14 protein-coding genes are annotated in these 16,983 nt (G+C 66.7%); 9 read left to right on the plus strand and 5 right to left on the minus strand.

The genetic code is table 11. The features are described from left to right. Window positions 1-6: 6 nt before the first annotated feature. The 3 genes from AC1DFU_RS05020 to AC1DFU_RS05030 all read left to right on the plus strand — a co-directional run bounded on the left by AC1DFU_RS05020 (window position 7) and on the right by AC1DFU_RS05030 (window position 4,502). Complete coding sequence (locus AC1DFU_RS05020; RefSeq protein WP_441591287.1) at window positions 7-3,384, plus strand: DUF6531 domain-containing protein; 3,378 nt, start codon at window positions 7-9, stop codon at window positions 3,382-3,384. Then, entirely contained in the window at window positions 3,381-4,013 is a 633-nt protein-coding gene (locus AC1DFU_RS05025) for a DotU family type IV/VI secretion system protein (protein WP_092293779.1), read from the plus strand. The genes AC1DFU_RS05020 and AC1DFU_RS05025 overlap by 4 nt, the downstream gene beginning before the upstream one ends. A gap of 78 nt (window positions 4,014-4,091) precedes the next feature. Then, window positions 4,092-4,502 (plus strand): FKBP-type peptidyl-prolyl cis-trans isomerase, encoded by a 411-nt coding sequence (locus tag AC1DFU_RS05030; protein WP_092293777.1) that lies wholly within the window; start codon window positions 4,092-4,094, stop codon window positions 4,500-4,502. Between the two features lie 13 nt (window positions 4,503-4,515). On the opposite strand, the gene AC1DFU_RS05035 is transcribed toward AC1DFU_RS05030, so the two are convergent. After that, a complete protein-coding gene (locus tag AC1DFU_RS05035) occupies window positions 4,516-6,018 on the minus strand; it encodes a sigma-54 interaction domain-containing protein (RefSeq protein ID WP_092293775.1) in 1,503 nt (500 codons plus the stop codon). A gap of 257 nt (window positions 6,019-6,275) precedes the next feature. Between AC1DFU_RS05035 and AC1DFU_RS05040 the strand changes: the two genes are divergently transcribed. From AC1DFU_RS05040 to AC1DFU_RS05050, 3 genes are all read left to right on the plus strand, one after another. Beyond that, the gene (locus AC1DFU_RS05040; RefSeq protein ID WP_092293773.1) at window positions 6,276-7,667 is read left to right on the plus strand and encodes a GntP family permease; all 1,392 of its coding nucleotides are present in this window, start codon (window positions 6,276-6,278) and stop codon (window positions 7,665-7,667) included. A 22-nt stretch (window positions 7,668-7,689) separates the two neighbouring features. Next, window positions 7,690-8,466: a 3-hydroxybutyrate dehydrogenase gene (locus tag AC1DFU_RS05045; RefSeq protein ID WP_441591372.1), complete on the plus strand. Its 777-nt coding sequence runs from the start codon at window positions 7,690-7,692 to the stop codon at window positions 8,464-8,466. A gap of 190 nt (window positions 8,467-8,656) precedes the next feature. After that, on the plus strand, window positions 8,657-8,968 hold the full coding sequence (locus AC1DFU_RS05050; RefSeq protein ID WP_092293769.1) for a hypothetical protein: 312 nt from the start codon (window positions 8,657-8,659) through the stop codon (window positions 8,966-8,968). Between the two features lie 69 nt (window positions 8,969-9,037). Here AC1DFU_RS05050 and AC1DFU_RS05055 read toward each other — a convergent pair whose 3' ends face one another. Continuing rightward, the gene (locus tag AC1DFU_RS05055) at window positions 9,038-10,087 is read right to left on the minus strand and encodes a phytoene/squalene synthase family protein (protein WP_441591288.1); all 1,050 of its coding nucleotides are present in this window, start codon (window positions 10,085-10,087) and stop codon (window positions 9,038-9,040) included. Between the two features lie 281 nt (window positions 10,088-10,368). Here AC1DFU_RS05055 and AC1DFU_RS05060 point away from each other — a divergent pair, with 281 nt between their 5' ends. The 3 genes from AC1DFU_RS05060 (at window position 10,369) to AC1DFU_RS05070 (ending at window position 13,796) form a co-directional block, all read left to right on the plus strand. Then, the gene (locus AC1DFU_RS05060) at window positions 10,369-10,602 is read left to right on the plus strand and encodes a CDP-diacylglycerol pyrophosphatase (protein WP_092293765.1); all 234 of its coding nucleotides are present in this window, start codon (window positions 10,369-10,371) and stop codon (window positions 10,600-10,602) included. 153 nt (window positions 10,603-10,755) lie between these two features. Continuing rightward, the gene (locus AC1DFU_RS05065) at window positions 10,756-12,018 is read left to right on the plus strand and encodes an MFS transporter (RefSeq protein WP_441591289.1); all 1,263 of its coding nucleotides are present in this window, start codon (window positions 10,756-10,758) and stop codon (window positions 12,016-12,018) included. Between the two features lie 236 nt (window positions 12,019-12,254). Beyond that, a complete protein-coding gene (locus tag AC1DFU_RS05070) occupies window positions 12,255-13,796 on the plus strand; it encodes a methyl-accepting chemotaxis protein (protein WP_092293761.1) in 1,542 nt (513 codons plus the stop codon). 36 nt (window positions 13,797-13,832) lie between these two features. Here AC1DFU_RS05070 and cyoD read toward each other — a convergent pair whose 3' ends face one another. The 3 genes from cyoD to cyoB are packed head-to-tail and all read right to left on the minus strand — an operon-like array spanning window position 13,833 to window position 16,916. Next, window positions 13,833-14,264, minus strand: coding sequence for a cytochrome o ubiquinol oxidase subunit IV (gene cyoD, locus AC1DFU_RS05075; RefSeq protein ID WP_441591290.1), 432 nt, complete (start codon window positions 14,262-14,264; stop codon window positions 13,833-13,835). Next, window positions 14,261-14,920 (minus strand): cytochrome o ubiquinol oxidase subunit III, encoded by a 660-nt coding sequence (cyoC, locus tag AC1DFU_RS05080; protein ID WP_092293758.1) that lies wholly within the window; start codon window positions 14,918-14,920, stop codon window positions 14,261-14,263. The genes cyoD and cyoC overlap by 4 nt, the downstream gene beginning before the upstream one ends. Beyond that, on the minus strand, window positions 14,913-16,916 hold the full coding sequence (gene cyoB / locus AC1DFU_RS05085) for a cytochrome o ubiquinol oxidase subunit I (protein ID WP_092293756.1): 2,004 nt from the start codon (window positions 16,914-16,916) through the stop codon (window positions 14,913-14,915). Before cyoB ends, cyoC begins: the two co-directional genes overlap by 8 nt. Window positions 16,917-16,983: the final 67 nt, after the last annotated feature.

The following is a 16,983-nucleotide window of genomic DNA, read 5'->3' on the forward strand; positions in this document are numbered from 1 at the left end:
GCGGACATGTCGGCCATCAGTGAACTGGGCAGCCTGCTCGACCTGCTCCGGGCGAAGGAACTCGATGCCGTGGCAACGCGTCCTTTTGCCGGGCGATTCCATGGTCACGAAGCGGAGATGGCGGCGCGGTACGGTGTTCGTCGCGCGCTGTCCGGCCTGCTGTGGGGCGAGATCGATGTCCTGTCTGGCGACAAGATCTGCCTCCCGGCGCACGAGACGGATTTCACGCTGCCGGCGCGCCTGCCGCTGCGCTGGTCGCGCTTCTATTCCGGCGCACTGGCCGCGGAAGGGGCGCTGGGCGTCGGCTGGCGCGTGCGTTGGGAGGTGACGCTGCACCGGCAGGGCGATCGACTGATCTACGCCGATGAGCACGGGCGCATGATCGACGTGCCCGATCCGCAGCCTGGCACGCGCGTGACAGTGCTGTCCGAACGGCTGCACCTGGCGTGCCTGTCGGACGGCACGATGGTCGTGGCCGATTTCACGCCGTGCTATCGCGTCTTCGAGAAGTTCGACGCGCAAGGCATCGCGCGGCTGAAGTACATCGAGGACTATGCCGGCGAACGCATCGGCTGCATCCGGGATGCCTCGGGACGCTTGGACCGGCTTGGCAGCACGTGCGGTGACGTCTTGCAGATGCACTATGCCGGCGACAGCCGGCGCCTGTCCGCCATCGAGCGTGTAGGGACAGGGCCTGCCGGCATGCTCGTGCACTATCACTACGATGATGACGAACGGCTCGCGCGGGTCGAGGACCGCACGGGTGCCACGACCCGGCGTTACGGCTACCGCGGCGGGCGCATGGTCGAGCAAGCCGGCGCTCTCGGCGGCGTGACACGCTACGTATGGGAGGCCGATGGAGACCGCGCGCGTGTGGTCGAGCGCAGCACCGATGCCGGGGCACGCGAACAGTTCACATACGACACTGCATCGCGCACCTGCGACGTCACCGATGTGTTCGGGCACACGGCGCGCTGGCGCTACGACGCGCGCGGTTGCGTGGTCGGCTTCCGTGACTTCGATCGCCGGCAGTATGCGTTCCAGTACAGCCGCTCGCACTGGCCAGTCGCGCTGGAACTGCCGGGTGAGCGTCGGATCGTGCTCACACTGGACAACCTCTCGCGCGTGGTCAAGGAGACCGATTCCGCCGGCCGATGGCGCCAGACCCACTACACCTTCAGCACGCTCGAGCCGCTGATGGTGAAAGATTCCGCCGGCCAGAACTGGTCGTGGATTCGCGATGACAGCCTCCAGCCGACGCAGCACAATACGCCGGAAGGCAAAGTGGCCACGGTGTACGACGCGCACGGCTGGATCATCCGTCGCACCGGCGCCGACGGTGCAACGGTTCAATTCGAGCGGGACGCCGCCGGTCGGGTGATCCGGCAGACCGATGCGGAGGGCCGTACCTTCGACCTGACCTATGGCGCGGACAACCGAGTCACCGCGCTGTGCGACGCGGCGGGCGGCATCACACGCTTCGAATGCAACGGCCACGGTTGGCCGCTCCAGCTGACGCGCGCCGATGGCAGCGATGAGCGTCATGACTGGAATGCGCTCGGTCAGCGCACCCAGTATGTCGGCGCCGACGGCCAGGGCCGGGCGTGGGAGCGAGATGGGCGCGGTCGTGTCCTGCGCGAGATCAACGAAGAGGGGCACGCAATCGCGCATGCCTACGACGCGCACGGCCGGCGCGTGCGCACCACGAGCGGCAATGGGGCGGTCCAGACGTTCGAATGGGATGCTGTGGGCCGTCCGAGCCGGTCGACCGACGAGAACGGCGTAACGCAGGACTTCACCTACACGGACAGCGGCGCGCTCGCCACGCTGACAGCGAGTGCCGGCGGGCAGGTGCGGCGCGAGGTGTACTCGTACGATCCCCTTGGCCGTCTCGTGGGGCGCGACACCACGCACAGTCGGTATCGGTTCGACTATGCCGCCGATGGTCATCTCCAGGCCGTGTCGCGCACGCCCACCGCTGAGGGCGAGGCGCTGGGGATCGTCGAGGCAGCCGTCCGCTACACGCATGACGAGATGGGCAAGCCCTTGTCCGAGGAAGGCCCGCACAGCAAGCTCCGCTTTGGCTACGATGACGCCGGTCGCCTGATTGGGGTGCTGCTGCCCCAACAGCAGACCGTGCAGATCACGCGCGACGACACGGGGGTGGTGACGTTAATCGGGATCGACGGCCAGCACGTCACGGAGTTTGCTTTCGACCCCATGCAGCGCGAAGTGGTTCGCATGCAGGGCGACCTGCTGACCTATACGGGCTACGACGCCATCGGCGCGCCGCTGTGGTGGCGCGCGGTGCTGCACAGCGAGACCGCCGAGCGCGAGATCGTGCCGGAAGATCTTCGGCTCTGGCGCGCGGTCAGTTACGGCGCTGGCGGCAAGGTAGTACAGACCGTCGATCACCGATATGGCACCACCCACCTCGACTATGACCGCAGCGGCAACCTGCTGCGGCGCGTGACCGACGATCTCGGCATTGAACGCTTCAGCTGGGACGGCGCGGGCACGCAGTTAGACCCATCGCGGAGCCTGGTGGGTCCGGTGCGGCGTGACAATCACCGGCTGACCGAATTTGCGGGCTGGCGGTATGAGTACGACGCGTGGGGGCAGGTCATAGCGAAGTCAGGCAATCGCGACGCAATGGCACTGGAATGGGACGCCGAAGGCCACCTGATTGCCGTGCGCGTGCGCGACCGGCTCGTGCGCTACCAGTACGACGCGCTGGGCCGTTGCATCGAGCGGACTGTGACGGTCCGGCAGGCGCCGGGCCGCGCGTTGCCAGCCACGCCGCCGCGCATCACGCGCTTCGTCTGGCACGACGACACCTTGCGGCAGATACTCGAGGCAGACCGCGTACGGACCTATCTCTATGTGCCGGCGGGGCAAGGCTCTGGCGGCGACGTGCCCTTGACCTGCATCGACCAGCCGCTCGATGCTGCCGGCCAGCCCGGGGCCATGCGGTTCCTGCATTACCAGACCGACGTCGCCGGCACCGCCGTGGCGTTGACCGACGAGGCGGGCGCGGAGGTCTGGTCTGGCCGCTACACGGCGCTGGGCCGGCTGCTGGCCCAAGATGGCCCGGCAGTCGCCGGCGGGCAGCCGCTGCGGCTCGCGGGCCAGTTCGCCGATGACGAAACCGGGCTGCATTGGCACGGCCGGCGTGTCTATGACCCCGACATCGGCCGCTACCTGAGCCCGGACCGTCGCGGCGGCGATGGCGTCAACCCCTATGCGTACCGGGCACCCACGGCGAAGCCGGCGCCATCGCCGCACGCGCAAGGGCCGGCCATGGCGGACGACTACTGGACCGTGGCGGATACCGCGCGGCGGCACGCCATGATCGCCTCCGGCGCAGAGAAGGACTGGGGATGACCCACTATTGGGGAGGCAATCTCCTGCTCCATCTCGCCCAGCCGCTGTTTCGCATCCTCGATGAACTGTCGCCGGAGCTGAAGTCGATGGCGCGGATGGAATGGCTCAAGCGCGAATCCCGCAAACAGCTCGTCCACCTGCGGCGGGCGGGCAACGCGGTGAACCTGCCGGTCGACGCCGTGCAGGCGGTGCACTACTGCTTCTGCACCGCGCTGGATCAGGCGGGCAGTCGTGTGCAGGGCGCGTCGGGCAGTTGCCGGGGCGTATGGCTGCAGGACAGCCTGCTGCGCGAGTACTACGGCAGCGCCGATACCGGGCAGCAATGCCGGACGTGGATCCTGCGCTTGCGTGAAGCGCCGGACATGGGCACGCACGCACTGGCGGTGATCGCGGCGCTGGTCGCCCGGGGGCTGCGGGACGAGCACGGCGCACCATTGCCAGACACCGCGCCGCGCGTCCGGCCGGCGCTCGTACCGGCAGAGGCGGAGGAGACGATGCCAGCTTCGGTCGCCAACCCGGAGCGGCGCCGCCGCACGATGCCATGGCGAGGAATTGCCGTGGTGCTGGTTGCGCTGGCGCTGTCGCTCTCGCTCGCGTACTTCATCGTCGGGCTGTTCGTGGTCGGATGATGCCTCGGGTACACTGCCGGCTGGCCTCGCGCGCGCTGCCGGCGCCAATTTCCAAACACACTGACACGACAGATTCCCATGAAGACTCTTTCCCTGATTCTTGCCGCCGTCACGCTCGCTGGCGCAGGCGTTGCCCAGGCCGCCGCACCGGCTTCCGAGACGCTGCCGTCCGGCGTGGTGATCCAGCACGTGACCAAGGGCACGGGCGCCTCGCCCAAGGCTTCCGATACCGTCAAGGTCCACTACCGTGGCACGCTGACCGATGGCACGGAATTCGACAGCTCGTACAAGCGCGGCCAGCCGATCTCGTTCCCGCTGAATCGCGTGATTCCGTGCTGGACCGAGGGCGTGCAGAAGATGCAAGTGGGCGGCAAGGCCAAGCTGACCTGCCCGTCGGCCAGCGCCTACGGTGCACGCGGCGTGCCGGGTACGATCCCGCCGAACGCCACGCTGAACTTCGAAGTGGAACTGCTCGGCATCGGCGGCTGATCAGGTCGCCTGATCAGGTCACCGAAGCCGGCTTCAGCGCCGCGAGCTTCTTGTAGAACGCGGCGCGGCTGATGCCGATCCGCGTGGCGGCGTCGGCCACCCGGCCGCCGCAGGCGTCCAGCGCCTGTTGCAGGAAGGCGGCCTCGAAGCCGGCCATCGCCGCCGCGTAGGTTTGCGGCGGGGGTTCGGGTGCCGTCGGCACAACCGTCGTCACCTTCGCCGGCGCGACGGGGGCTTCCAGGCTCGCTGGTACGCTTGACGGCAGGGTCGCCGGCAAGCGGCGGTCCAGCAGCGGGGCGAGAGTGGTCGCGTCGATCGAATCCTCGTCGCACAGCATCACGACACGCTCCAGCACGTTGTGCAACTCGCGCACGTTGCCGGGCCAGTCATATTCCCCAAGCAGTTGCAACGCGTCCTGGCGCAGCCCGGGCGGGTTGCGATCGGCCTTGATGCACAGTTCCTCGATGATCGCGTTGGCCAGCAGCAGCAGGTCGGCCCGCCGCTCGCGCAGTGGCGGCAGTTCGATCGTCAGGACGTTGAGCCGGTAGTAGAGATCGGCGCGGAACTTGCCCGCCGCGACCAGCGCCGGCAGGTCGGCCGACGTGGCCGCGATGATCCGCACATCGGCGCGCACGATGCGGTTGGAGCCGAGGGGCTCGAATTCCTTGTCCTGCAACGCCCGGAGCAGCTTGCTCTGGAGCATCAGCGGCATGTCCCCCACCTCGTCGAGCAGCAGCGTGCCGCCGTCCGCCAGTTCGAACTTGCCGATGCGGCCCTTGCGGTCCACGCCCGTGTAGGCGCCCGGCGCCGCGCCGAAGAACTCGACCTCCAGCAGCGTCTCGGGAATGGCCGCCACGTTCACGGTGACAAGAGGCTGCTCGGCGCGCGTAGAGCCGGCGTGGATACCATGCGCGAGCAACTCCTTGCCAGTGCCCGTCTCGCCAAGCAGCAGCACCGGCGACTCCACGCGCGCCGCGCGCCGGGCCTGGCGCTTGACCTCCTGCGCCGCCGGGCTGGTGCCGATGAAGCTGGCGAAGGTGTACTTCGCGCGGCGGGCCTGGTCGAGCGAGCGGCGCGCTGCGGCCAGCTCGGCCTGTACGCGCGAGTAGTGCGCGAACAGCGGCGTCAGCGACTTCAGTTCGTCGAACAGCGCGAAGCCCACCGCGCCGATCGTGCGCCCATCGTCGTCCTTGATCGGCAGGCGCGTGACGATCATCGTGTCGCTGTCCGTCTCCAGGATGTCGAGCAGGATCGGCTTGCCGGTGGTCACCACCTCGCGCATCAGGCTGTTGGGAATCACCTGCTCGCAGTCGCGGCCGATGGCCTCCTGCGGGTTCGAAAACCCGAAGCGCGCCGCGTAGCGCTTGTTGATCCAGACCACGCGCGCGTGGTCGTCCACGACGAACGTGCCTTCGCTGAAATTCTCGAACGTGCGGAACAGCGAGGCCATGGCGCGACGCGCCACGTAGTCGTAGTCCAGCAGCAGGGCACCGCCCGGCTCCGCTATTTTCTGCATGCTGCCGATCTCGTTGTCTCGATGGGGAGACGGCGAGTGTCTCACAAGCGAGATTTGCATGCGTCGATAGCAGGTTTGAATCCATGAATCGAGACAAAAACGTCAATAAGTGATGCATTCGCCTCGTATGGCGTATGGCACACATCCTGCGAACTCAAGCCGCCCCCGATGCCTGACAAGCCAGGGGCAATCCGCGCGCGACGGCTCTTCCATGGCCGCTCAGCAGCGTCGGTTCAAGAACAAATTCTGGAGACCTCATGTCTTTTGTCGTGGTGATCGCCGCCCTGGCGTTCCTGATGTTTGCCGCCTATCGCGGCTACAGCGTCATCCTGTTTGCACCCCTGGCGGCGCTTGGCGCCGTACTGTTGACCGATCCGTCCGCCGTGGCGCCGGTGTTCACGGGCATCTTCATGGAGAAGATGGTCGGGTTCGTGAAGCTCTATTTCCCGGTGTTCCTGCTCGGCGCGGTGTTCGGCAAGGTGATCGAACTGTCCGGCTTTTCCGAGTCCATCGTCGCCGCGGCCATCCGCTATATCGGGCGCTCGCGGGCCAATGCAGTGATCGTGGCGGTCTGCGCGTTGCTGACCTATGGCGGCGTGTCGCTGTTCGTGGTGGTCTTCGCCGTCTACCCGTTCGCGGCCGAACTCTATCGCCAGAGCAACATCCCCAAGCGGCTGATGCCGGGGGCGATCGCGCTGGGCGCGTTCTCGTTCACGATGGATTCGCTGCCGGGCACGCCGCAGATCCAGAACATCATCCCGTCGAACTTCTTCAACACCACGGCGTGGGCCGCCCCGATCCTCGGCGTGATCGGCTCGCTGTTCATCATCGCGGTGGGCCTGAGCTACCTCGAGTGGCGCCGCCGTTCGGCTGCTGCGCGGGGGGAGGGCTACGGCACCAACCTGCTCAACGAGCCGCAGCGCGTGGAAGGCGGCAAGCTGCCGCCGCCGCTGCTGGCCATCCTGCCGCTGCTCGTGGTGGGTGTGTCGAATTTCTGGCTGACGCGGATGATCCCGCTCTGGTATGGGCCGGCCAACAGCGTGTCGCTGCCGGGCCTGGCCAAGCCGATCGAGACCAAGGTGGCGAGCGTCACGGCCATCTGGGCGGTCGAGGGCGCGCTGCTGCTGGGCATCGTGGTGGTGCTCGTCACCGCGTTCGGCGCCGTGCGGGAGCGTTTTGCCGAAGGCACCAAGGGCGCCGTCGGGGGCGCGCTGCTGGCATCGATGAACACGGCATCGGAGTACGGCTTCGGCGGTGTGATCGCCGCGCTGCCGGGTTTCCTCGTGGTTAGCGATGCGCTGCGCAGCATTCCCAACCCGCTGGTCAACGCGGCCATCTCGGTCAGCACACTGGCCGGTATCACCGGCTCGGCCTCGGGCGGCATGAGCATCGCGCTGGCTGCAATGTCCGACGCCTTCATCCATGGTGCGCAGGCCGCCCAGATTCCGCTGGAAGTGCTGCACCGCGTGGTGTCGATGGCCAGCGGCGGCATGGACACGCTGCCGCACAACGGCGCCGTGATCACGCTGCTGGCGGTTACGGGCCTCACGCACCGCGAGTCGTACCGCGATATCTTCGCCATCACCGTGATCAAGACGCTGGCGGTGTTCTTCGTCATCGCGGTGTACTACATGACCGGCCTGGTCTGAGCGAGGCGCGATCATGAACAATCTGACCCATTTGCAAGGCAAGACCGCCCTGGTGACCGGCTCGACGAGCGGCATCGGGCTGGGCATTGCACAGGCGCTGGCCGAGGCTGGCGCCAATATCGTCCTGAACGGTTTCGGCGATGTGGACGCCGCGCTGGCCAGCCTCGCGGCAACCGGCGTGCAGGCCATCCACCATCCGGCCGACATGCGCAAGCCCGACGAGATCGCGGCGATGGTGGCCGCGGCGCAGGCGCGCTTTGGCGGCGTGGATGTGCTGGTGAACAACGCTGGCATCCAGCACGTGGCACCAGTGGAGGCGTTCCCGGCGGAGAAGTGGGACGACATCCTCGCCATCAACCTGACCTCCAGCTTCCATACGATCCGCCACGCGCTGCCCGGCATGCGTGCACGGAACTGGGGTCGCATCGTCAATATCGCGTCCGTGCACGGGCTGGTGGGCTCGGCGGGCAAGTCGGCCTACGTGGCGGCCAAGCACGGGCTGGTGGGCCTGACCAAGGTCACCGCGCTCGAGACGGCCGGTACCGGCGTCACGTGCAATGCGATCTGCCCGGGCTTCGTGCTGACGCCGCTGGTGGCGCAGCAGATCGCGGACATCGCGGCGCGGGATGGCATCTCGGCCGAGGCGGCGCAGGCCCGGCTGCTGGCGGACAAGCAGCCGTCCGGGCAGTTCGTCACGCCGCGCCAGTTGGGCGGGATCGTGGCGATGCTGTGCTCGCCGCTGGGCGACGAAGTGCGTGGCGCCGCCTGGGCGGCGGACGGCGGCTGGACTGCCCAATAAGGGGGCAAAAAGCGGTCAAAAAGCGGGCGGCGGTGGCCGTGAGGGCGCTCGCGCCCTTGCTGCGCCGCGCCAGTGCTTTACAACAATTCACGTGCGAATGCCATGGCGCTTTGGCGTCCATCGGGATAGGCTTAACCTTGGCACGTGCGTCCTGGACGCGCGATCTTCCACATTCCGTCAGGAGGCATCGATGAAGTCGATCACCATGGTATTGGCCATTGCAACGTTGGTTCCGGGCGTCGTGCTCGCGGCAGGTCCGGCGAATCCCGCCGATCGCTACGACTACAACATGCGGACCACGAACAAGGACGGCTATGTGCCGGATCCGGCTCGTGCCACCAACAAGGATGGCTACGTACCTGATACCGCGCGCGCTGGCGACAAGTTCGATCCGTACACCCAGGGTGCCAAGAGCACGGGGTCGGCGCTGACCGACACCAAGAGCACCACGAAGAAGTCCACCAAGGCGCCCAAGAAGGCGCCGGCCGAAGCCGCGAAGTAACGGCTTGCACGTCAGATGAAAACGGCCCGCCGAGTGCGGGCCGTTTGTTTTTTGGCGGGACGTCGACCCTCAGGCCAGACGAGCCTCGATGCGCGAGACCAGCCCTTCCATCCAGCCCCGCAGCGCAGTATCGATCATCACGCACGGAAGACTGCCCGCCAGCACCTGGTAGACCTTGCCGCGCGGGACTTTGGAGACGCGCGCCGGATCGAGCCAGGCGTCGTTGTCCACCAGCAACAGCAGCGTTTCCAGCCCGATCAGGATCGGCCAGATGCAGGCCAGCCGCAGCCGCACGGCCGTGCGCGGGATGGCCAGCGTGTAGGCGATGGCTTCGCGGAAATGGTCGAGCGCTACGCGCACGCCCTCCGCCAGCATCGGCCGGGCACGGCGGCTGTTGGCCGGGTCCAGCAGATCCGCCGACGACAGCCCGTGCCGGTCCAGCAACTCAGTCGGCAGGTAGCAGCGCCCGATGCGCAGGTCCTTGCCGCAGTCGCGCAGCACGTTGACCATCTGCAGCGCCTTGCCGAAGCGCACGCCCCGGCGCAGCATCAGTTCGGCCGGCGCCTGCAGCGTGCCCGGCTGATGCCGGTAGGTCATCGTGGTCCAGAACTCGCCCACGCAGCCGGCCACCAGATAGGTATACCGGTCGAGATCGGTCATGGTGGCCAGTGCCGCGACCTGCCGGGAGCCTTCGTCCGGGAAGGTGCGCAGGTCGAATTCCATGCCTTCGGTCAGCGTGGTCACGATGCCGCGCACGGCGGTGCGGTCGGCCTCGGGCAACTGGTCGAGCACGTCTAGCGCCGGGCCGATCGACTCCAGCAGCACCTTTTCGTCCGACAGGCTTTGCTGGCCGGCGACCTCGGCGGCCAGCCGGCGGACCAGTTCGCCCCCGTCATCGGCACCGTTCACGCGGGCGCGCAGCCCCAGCAGCAGGTCCAGCCGCTGCGGCGGGGGAATCAGCGCGGTATCGGCGATGGTGTCCGCCGCGCGGGCCAGCAGGTAGGCGAGCCCCACGGGGTCGCGCATGCCGGCGGGCAGGATGCGCAGCGTCAGGTAGAACGAGCGGGACACCCCCTTCAGCAGCGGGCCGAGCAGGAAAACCCGGTCAGGAATTGGCATAAAACGGCATAAAGCGGTGGAGGCGGGATGAGCGGGCCGAATGGGCCCGGATGCGGCGCAGGCGCATTGTAGCCGCCCGGGCCACACCAGGATGGCGTCGGCGTGGCGCGCGCACCACGTCAACACGGCGCCACACCACCCGCAAAGCCAGCGCCGGCGCGGCAGTCCCCACCAATGGGGCGTGCACCATACATGTGCGCGTGGCTGTCATCACGTGGTCATGGCAATGTCACGCCGATCCGCGCATAATTTTCGGCATCTGGGCTCTAGGAACTGCGTTGATGCAAGTCACGATTCGAACCACGACGATTCCCGGATCGCCCGACAGGGCGGCGGTGCACCGGGCGGCCGTCTACCCTAACACCGAGGAAGACGCCTCGCCGCTGATGGTCAGCGCCTGGACACAACGTGAGCCGGAAGCCTTTCTGGCCGCGCAACGCTGGGCGATCAGCCAGGCGTACCATATCTCCAATCCGCGCACGGGAACGTTCTACGGCGGCCGCTCGGCCCGCTGATGTCCAGGGCGCCGAGGCCTTAGGCTGCTCTCCAGGTTTCGCCAGGCGGAATGGCGTGCCGTAGTTCGCACGATTTATTGCATTCCTGCGAATACCGAGCGAACCGCGCGCGTAAAATGGCCGGCTGCCCCCCGACAGCCACGAGTCATCGCGTTGCATCGCCCTCATATTTCGACTTTCCCCGAGGAAAGCCCCAACACGACCCCCGACGCCACGACCCGGCGCGGCATCACGTTTCTCACGTTCGCCTTCATCCTGAGCCAGTTCTATCGCAGCTGCCTCGCGGTGATCGCGCCTGAACTCCAGCACGACTTCCAACTGTCGCCCGCGGGCTACGGGGCCCTGTCGTCGTGCTTTTTCCTGGCTTTCGCGGTGGCGCAGATTCCGGTCGGGCTGGCGTTCGACCGTTTCGGCGTGGGCCGCCCCACGGCGTGGCTGCTCGGCGTGGGCGCGGTGTCCGGCGTCGCGTTCGCGGCGGCGCCCAACGCCACGGTCGCCATGCTCGCCCAGATGGGCCTCGGTCTGGCCTGCGCGCCGGTCTTCATGGGGTTGCTCCACTACGCGTCCGAGCAACTCTCGGAAAAACAGTACATGCGCGTGGTCAGCCGATCCAACGCGCTGGGGATGGTTGGCGCGCTGTGCGCCACGGCCCCGCTGGGCTGGGCCTCGCAGCATGTGGGCTGGCGGCCGGCGATGGGGCTCTCGGCCATTTGCATGGCGGCCGTCTGCTACGGCGTCTGGCGCGTGGTGCGCGACGAAGGCCACGCCGAGGCACGCAATGTGCCGATGGGCGCGATGCTGACCGATAGCGCGCGGCTGCTCGGCATGGGCTCGCTGTGGCTGCTGATTCCGATGTGCGTGGCGATGGCCGCCGGCACGGCGTTCCGGAATGCCTGGAGCGGGCCGTATCTGGCCGATGTCTACCATCTCAACGCGGGCACGCGCGGCGTGGCGCTGACGCTGTTGAGCCTGGCGGGCTTCCTGACCGCCTTCCTGCTGCCGGTGCTGGTGCGCGGCACGTCCCTGAAGGCGACCATCTTCGGCTGGGGCGCCCTGTCGATGGTGGGCGGGCTGCTGCTGTGGGCCTGGCCGGACAGCGGGATCGTGTCCGGCGTGGGCCTGATGGCGCTGGTGTCGACCATCGGCATGTTGCATCCGCTGGTCATGGCCCAGGGCCGCGCGCTGATTCCGGCGCCGTCGCGCGGGCGCGGGCTGGGCGTGCTCAATACCTTTGTCTTCCTTGGTTCCGCGCTGACCTCTTGGGGCTTCGGGCTGATCGCCAATGTCGGCCACACGCGCCAATGGGCGGAAGGCGATACCTACGGCGCGATTTTTCTCACGGCGGCCGTACTGGTAGCGCTGGCGCTGGTGCCGTACGCCTTCAGCCGGACCTCGGTCGCGGCCCAGCCGCGCTAGAACCCGACAGGACCGCGCTGCGTTCCGCGATGTGGGATGTCCTCTGCCCACGGGCGGGCAACGTCCGCAATGCGCGTTTTCCCTGAGAAATTTCTCAAGCTTCTGCTACCCGATGCCGTTAAGCCATCCAATGTCCGGTCGTGCGTTCATTCGCGCGACGGGGCACCGGAGAGAGAGCGGCCGGGCGCCATGCGGGCGCGCACGGTCACCCACCAGTGTGCAATCAGGTAGAAGAAATGAAGAATCTTGGTATTGGTGTTCGCCTTGGCATTGGCTTTGGCGTGGTCTTGATGCTATCCACCCTCATGACCGTGGTGGGCGTGCTGCGCCTCCAGGAAGTGGCCGGCCGCACGCACGAAATGATGCAGCAGCCGCTGGCCAAGGAACGGCTGGTCAGTGACTGGTACCGGCTGATGTACGCGAGCGTGCGCCGCACGACCGCCGTGGCGCGTAGCGCCGACCCCTCGCTCGGCACCTTCTTCGCGGCCGAGACCAAGTATTCGGTCGAGGCGATCGCCAAGCTGCGCGAGAAGCTCGACCCGGTCATGACGTCCGAGGCCGAGAAGGCGGCGTTCCAGCGCATTCTTGTTGTGCGCAACCCGTACAACGACTCGCGCGACAAGATCACCAAGCTCAAGAAGGACGGGCAGACCGACGAGGCGAACAAGGTCCTCGAGACCGAATTCGTGCCGGCCGGCGATGCCTACCTGGGTGAGATTCAGAAGTTGCTGGACATCCAGCGCGCGGCCATCGACAGCACGGCCGAGGAAATCAACGGCATCTACCGCAGCGCGCGTAACGGCCTGATCACGCTGGGCGTGGTGGCGCTGGGTATTGGCGTGGCGTTTGCGTGGTGGCTGACCATCGGCATCACGCGCCCGCTGCACCGTGCGGTGGGCTTTGCGCGCACCGTGGCGGCGGGCGACCTGACCAGCCAGATCGAGGTGGATAGCCACGACGAGACCGGCCAGCTGCTCGAAGCGCTGCGCGAGATGAACGACAACATCCTCGGCATCGTCACCGAAGTGCGCTACGGCACCGAGGCGATTGCCACGGGCACGAGCCAGATCGCGGCCGGCAACACGGACCTCTCGCAGCGTACCGAAGAGCAGGCGTCGTCGCTGCAGGAAACGGCCTCCAGCATGGAGGAGCTGACCAGCATCGTCCGCCAGAACGCCGACAGCGCCAAGCAGGCCAGCGCGCTGGCCGTGAATGCGTCGGAAGTGGCGACGCAGGGTGGCGACGTGGTGGGGCAGGTGGTCCACACGATGGACGAGATCAACGTGTCCTCGCGCAAGGTGGTGGACATCATCTCGGTCATCGAGGGCATCGCCTTCCAGACCAACATCCTGGCGCTGAACGCGGCCGTGGAAGCGGCCCGTGCCGGCGAGCAGGGCCGCGGCTTCGCGGTGGTGGCGGGCGAGGTGCGCAGCCTGGCGCAGCGTTCGGCCACGGCGGCCAAGGAAATCAAGTCGCTGATCGGGGATTCGGCGGATCGTGTGGAGCGCGGCTCGCAACTGGTGGCGCGCGCCGGCGAGACCATGGAGCAGATCGTCAGCGCCGTGAAGCGTGTGACGGACATCATGGGGGAAATCAGCGCGGCCTCGGCCGAGCAGAGCGCCGGTATCGAGCAGGTGAACCTGGCGGTCACGCAGATGGACACCGTGACGCAGCAGAACGCGGCGCTGGTGGAGCAGGCCGCTGCGGCGGCGGGCTCGCTCGAAGAGCAGGCCCAGCGCCTGAAGGAAGCCGTGTCTACCTTCCGCCTGGCCGCCTAAGTGGACACCTGAGCGGCAGCAGGAGTATCAGAAGTATCAAGGGGCCTTGGGCGGCGTGATGCCGCCCGGGCCCGGCAGCTTCTCCGAATGCTGCATCGACGGCATCATGTTGCTGTTCAGGTGGAACATCACCCAGAGCGAGCCGGTGAGCGTGATGACCACGAGCACCAGCGTGAAGATCAGGGACAGCATGTTCCAGCCGCCTTCCGAGTGCGCGTTCATGTGCAGGAAGAAAATCATGTGGACGACGATCTGCACTGCGCCGAGCAGCAGGATCACCACGGCCGTGGTCGAAGTGTTGTCGAACACGTCGCCCATCACCAGCCAGAACGGAATCGCGGTCAGGAAGACCGACAGCACGAAGCCGGTCAGGTAGCCGCCCAGCGTGGCGTGCGGCCCGATCTCTTCTTCGTGACCATGACCATGCGCGTCCGCGTGGTCGCCGAGGGTGTTGTCGTGCACGCTCATTGCAGCGTTCCCATCAGGTAGACGAAGGTAAAGACGCCGATCCACACGACGTCCAGAAAGTGCCAGAACATCGACAGGCACATCAGCCGACGCTTGTTGGCGGTGATCAGCCCGTGCCGGCTGACCTGGAACATCAGCACGACCAGCCAGATGATGCCGAACGTCACGTGCAGCCCGTGCGTGCCGACCAGTGCGAAGAACGACGTCAGGAAAGCGCTGCGCTGCGGCCCCGCGCCTTCGTGGATCAGGTGCGCGAACTCGTACAGCTCCACGAACAGGAAGGCCAGGCCGAATACGCCCGTGATGGCCAGCCAGATCAGCGTGCCGGCCTTGCGCCGCACCTGCATCTGCAGCATGGCGAAGCCGTAGGTGATCGACGACAGCAGCAGGAAGGTGGTGTTCAGGGCCACCAGCGGCAGCTCGAACAGCTCCGCCCCGGTGGGGCCGCCCGCGTATTCCCGCCCGAGCACGCCGTAGCAGGCGAACAGGCACGCGAAGACCAGGCAGTCGCTCATCAGGTAGAGCCAGAACCCGAGCAGCGTGCCGTTCTCCGCGTGGACCTCTTCCTTGACGTAGAACTGGTAGTTGTGGTCGAGCGGCGCGGCCGGGTGGGTGCCCGGGCCGCCGTGCGAGAGGGGCATCGTCGATTCAACCATGGGTCGCGAGCAGTTGGGTGCGCGTCGCTTCGGTCCGGACCACGTCATCGGCCGGAATGTAGTAATCGCGCTTGTAGTTGAAGGTATGGACGATGGCGGAGATGATCGTCGCCGCGAAGGACACCACCACGAGCCACCAGATGTGCCAGATCAGGGCGAAGCCGCACAGGGTGCTCAGGCCCGCCAGCACGATCCCGGCGGCGGTGTTCTTCGGCATGTGAATGGGGATGAAGCCCTGGTCGGGGCGCTGGTAGCCCAGCTGCTTCATCTGCCACCAGGCGTCGGCGTCGTGGACCATCGGCGTGAACGCGAAGTTGTACTGCGGCGGCGGCGACGAAGTGGACCATTCGAGCGTGCGGCCGTTCCACGGGTCGCCCGTGGTGTCGCGCAGCTGCTCGCGGCGCATGAAGCTGACCACCAGCTGGATGATGAAGCAGCCGATGCCGAGCGCGATCAGCAGCGCACCCAGCGCGGCGATCTGGAACCACGGCTGCAGCGACGGATCGTCGAAATGGTTCATGCGGCGCGTCACGCCGAGGAAGCCCAGCCAGTACAGCGGCATGAACGCCACGTAGAACCCGACCAGCCAGAACCAGAACGAGCACTTGCCCCAGAACGGGTCGAGCTTGTAGCCAAAGGCCTTCGGGAACCAGTAGGTGATGCCGGCCATCAGCCCGAACAGCACGCCGCCGATGATCACGTTGTGGAAGTGGGCAATCAGGAACAGGCTGTTGTGGAGCAGGAAGTCAGCGGGCGGCACCGCCAGCAGCACGCCGGTCATGCCGCCGATCACGAAGGTGACCATGAAGCCGACGGTCCACAGCATCGGCACCTCGAACTTGATGCGCCCGTGGTACATCGTGAACAGCCAGTTGAAGATCTTGGCGCCGGTTGGGATCGAGATGATCATCGTCGTGATCCCGAAGAACGAATTGACGCTGGCGCCCGATCCCATCGTGAAGAAGTGGTGCAGCCACACCAGGTAGGAGAGCACCGTGATCACCACCGTGGCGTACACCATCGACGCATAGCCGAACAGCCGCTTGCGCGCGAAGGTGGCTACCACCTCGGAATACACGCCGAACACGGGCAGGACCAGGATGTAGACCTCGGGGTGGCCCCAGATCCAGATCAGGTTCACGTACATCATGGCGCTGCCGCCCTGGTCCGCCGTGAAGAAGTTCGTGCCGACGTAGCGGTCCAGCGCCAGCATGGTGATGGCGGCGGTCAGCACGGGGAACGCGGCGATGATCAGCACGTTGGTGCACAGCGAGGTCCAGGTGAAGATCGGCATGCGCATCAGCGTCATGCCCGGCGCGCGCATCTTGACGATGGTGACGAGCAGGTTGATCCCCGATAACAATGTGCCGACCCCGGCCACCTCCAGGGACCATATGTAGTAGTCCACGCCCACGTCCGGACTGTGCAGGATGCCGGACAGCGGTGGATAGGCCAGCCAGCCGGTGCGCGCGAACTCGCCCACGAACAGCGACATCATCACCAGTATCGCGCCGCCCACGGTCATCCAGAAGCTGAAGTTGTTCAGGAACGGGAACGCCACGTCGCGCGCGCCGATCTGCAGCGGCACGACGAAGTTCATCAGCCCGGTGACCAGTGGCATCGCCACGAAGAAGATCATGATCACGCCGTGCGCGGTGAAGATCTGGTCGTAGTGGTGCGGGGGCAGGTAGCCGAGGTTGTCGCCGAACGCGACGGCCTGCTGGATGCGCATCATGATCGCGTCGGCAAAGCCGCGCAGCAGCATCACGATGCCCAGGATCACGTACATGATGCCGATCTTCTTGTGGTCGATGCTGGTGAACCACTCGCGCCACAGGTAGCCCCAGACCCGGTAGTAGGTCAGCGCGCCGACGAGGGCGAGGCCCCCGAGCGCCACCACGGCGAACGTCGCCAGCAGGATCGGTTCATGGAGCGGAATGGCCTCCCAGGAGAGGCGGCCAAAGATCGGCGAGGCGAGATCGGAACGCTCGGGCATGTTGTGTCACCTGGGCCAGCAGGCCGCTGAGTATTGGCGAAAGATTACGAGTCCGGCGGCGCTTCGT

Source organism: Cupriavidus sp. 10L45 (assembly GCF_056395225.1).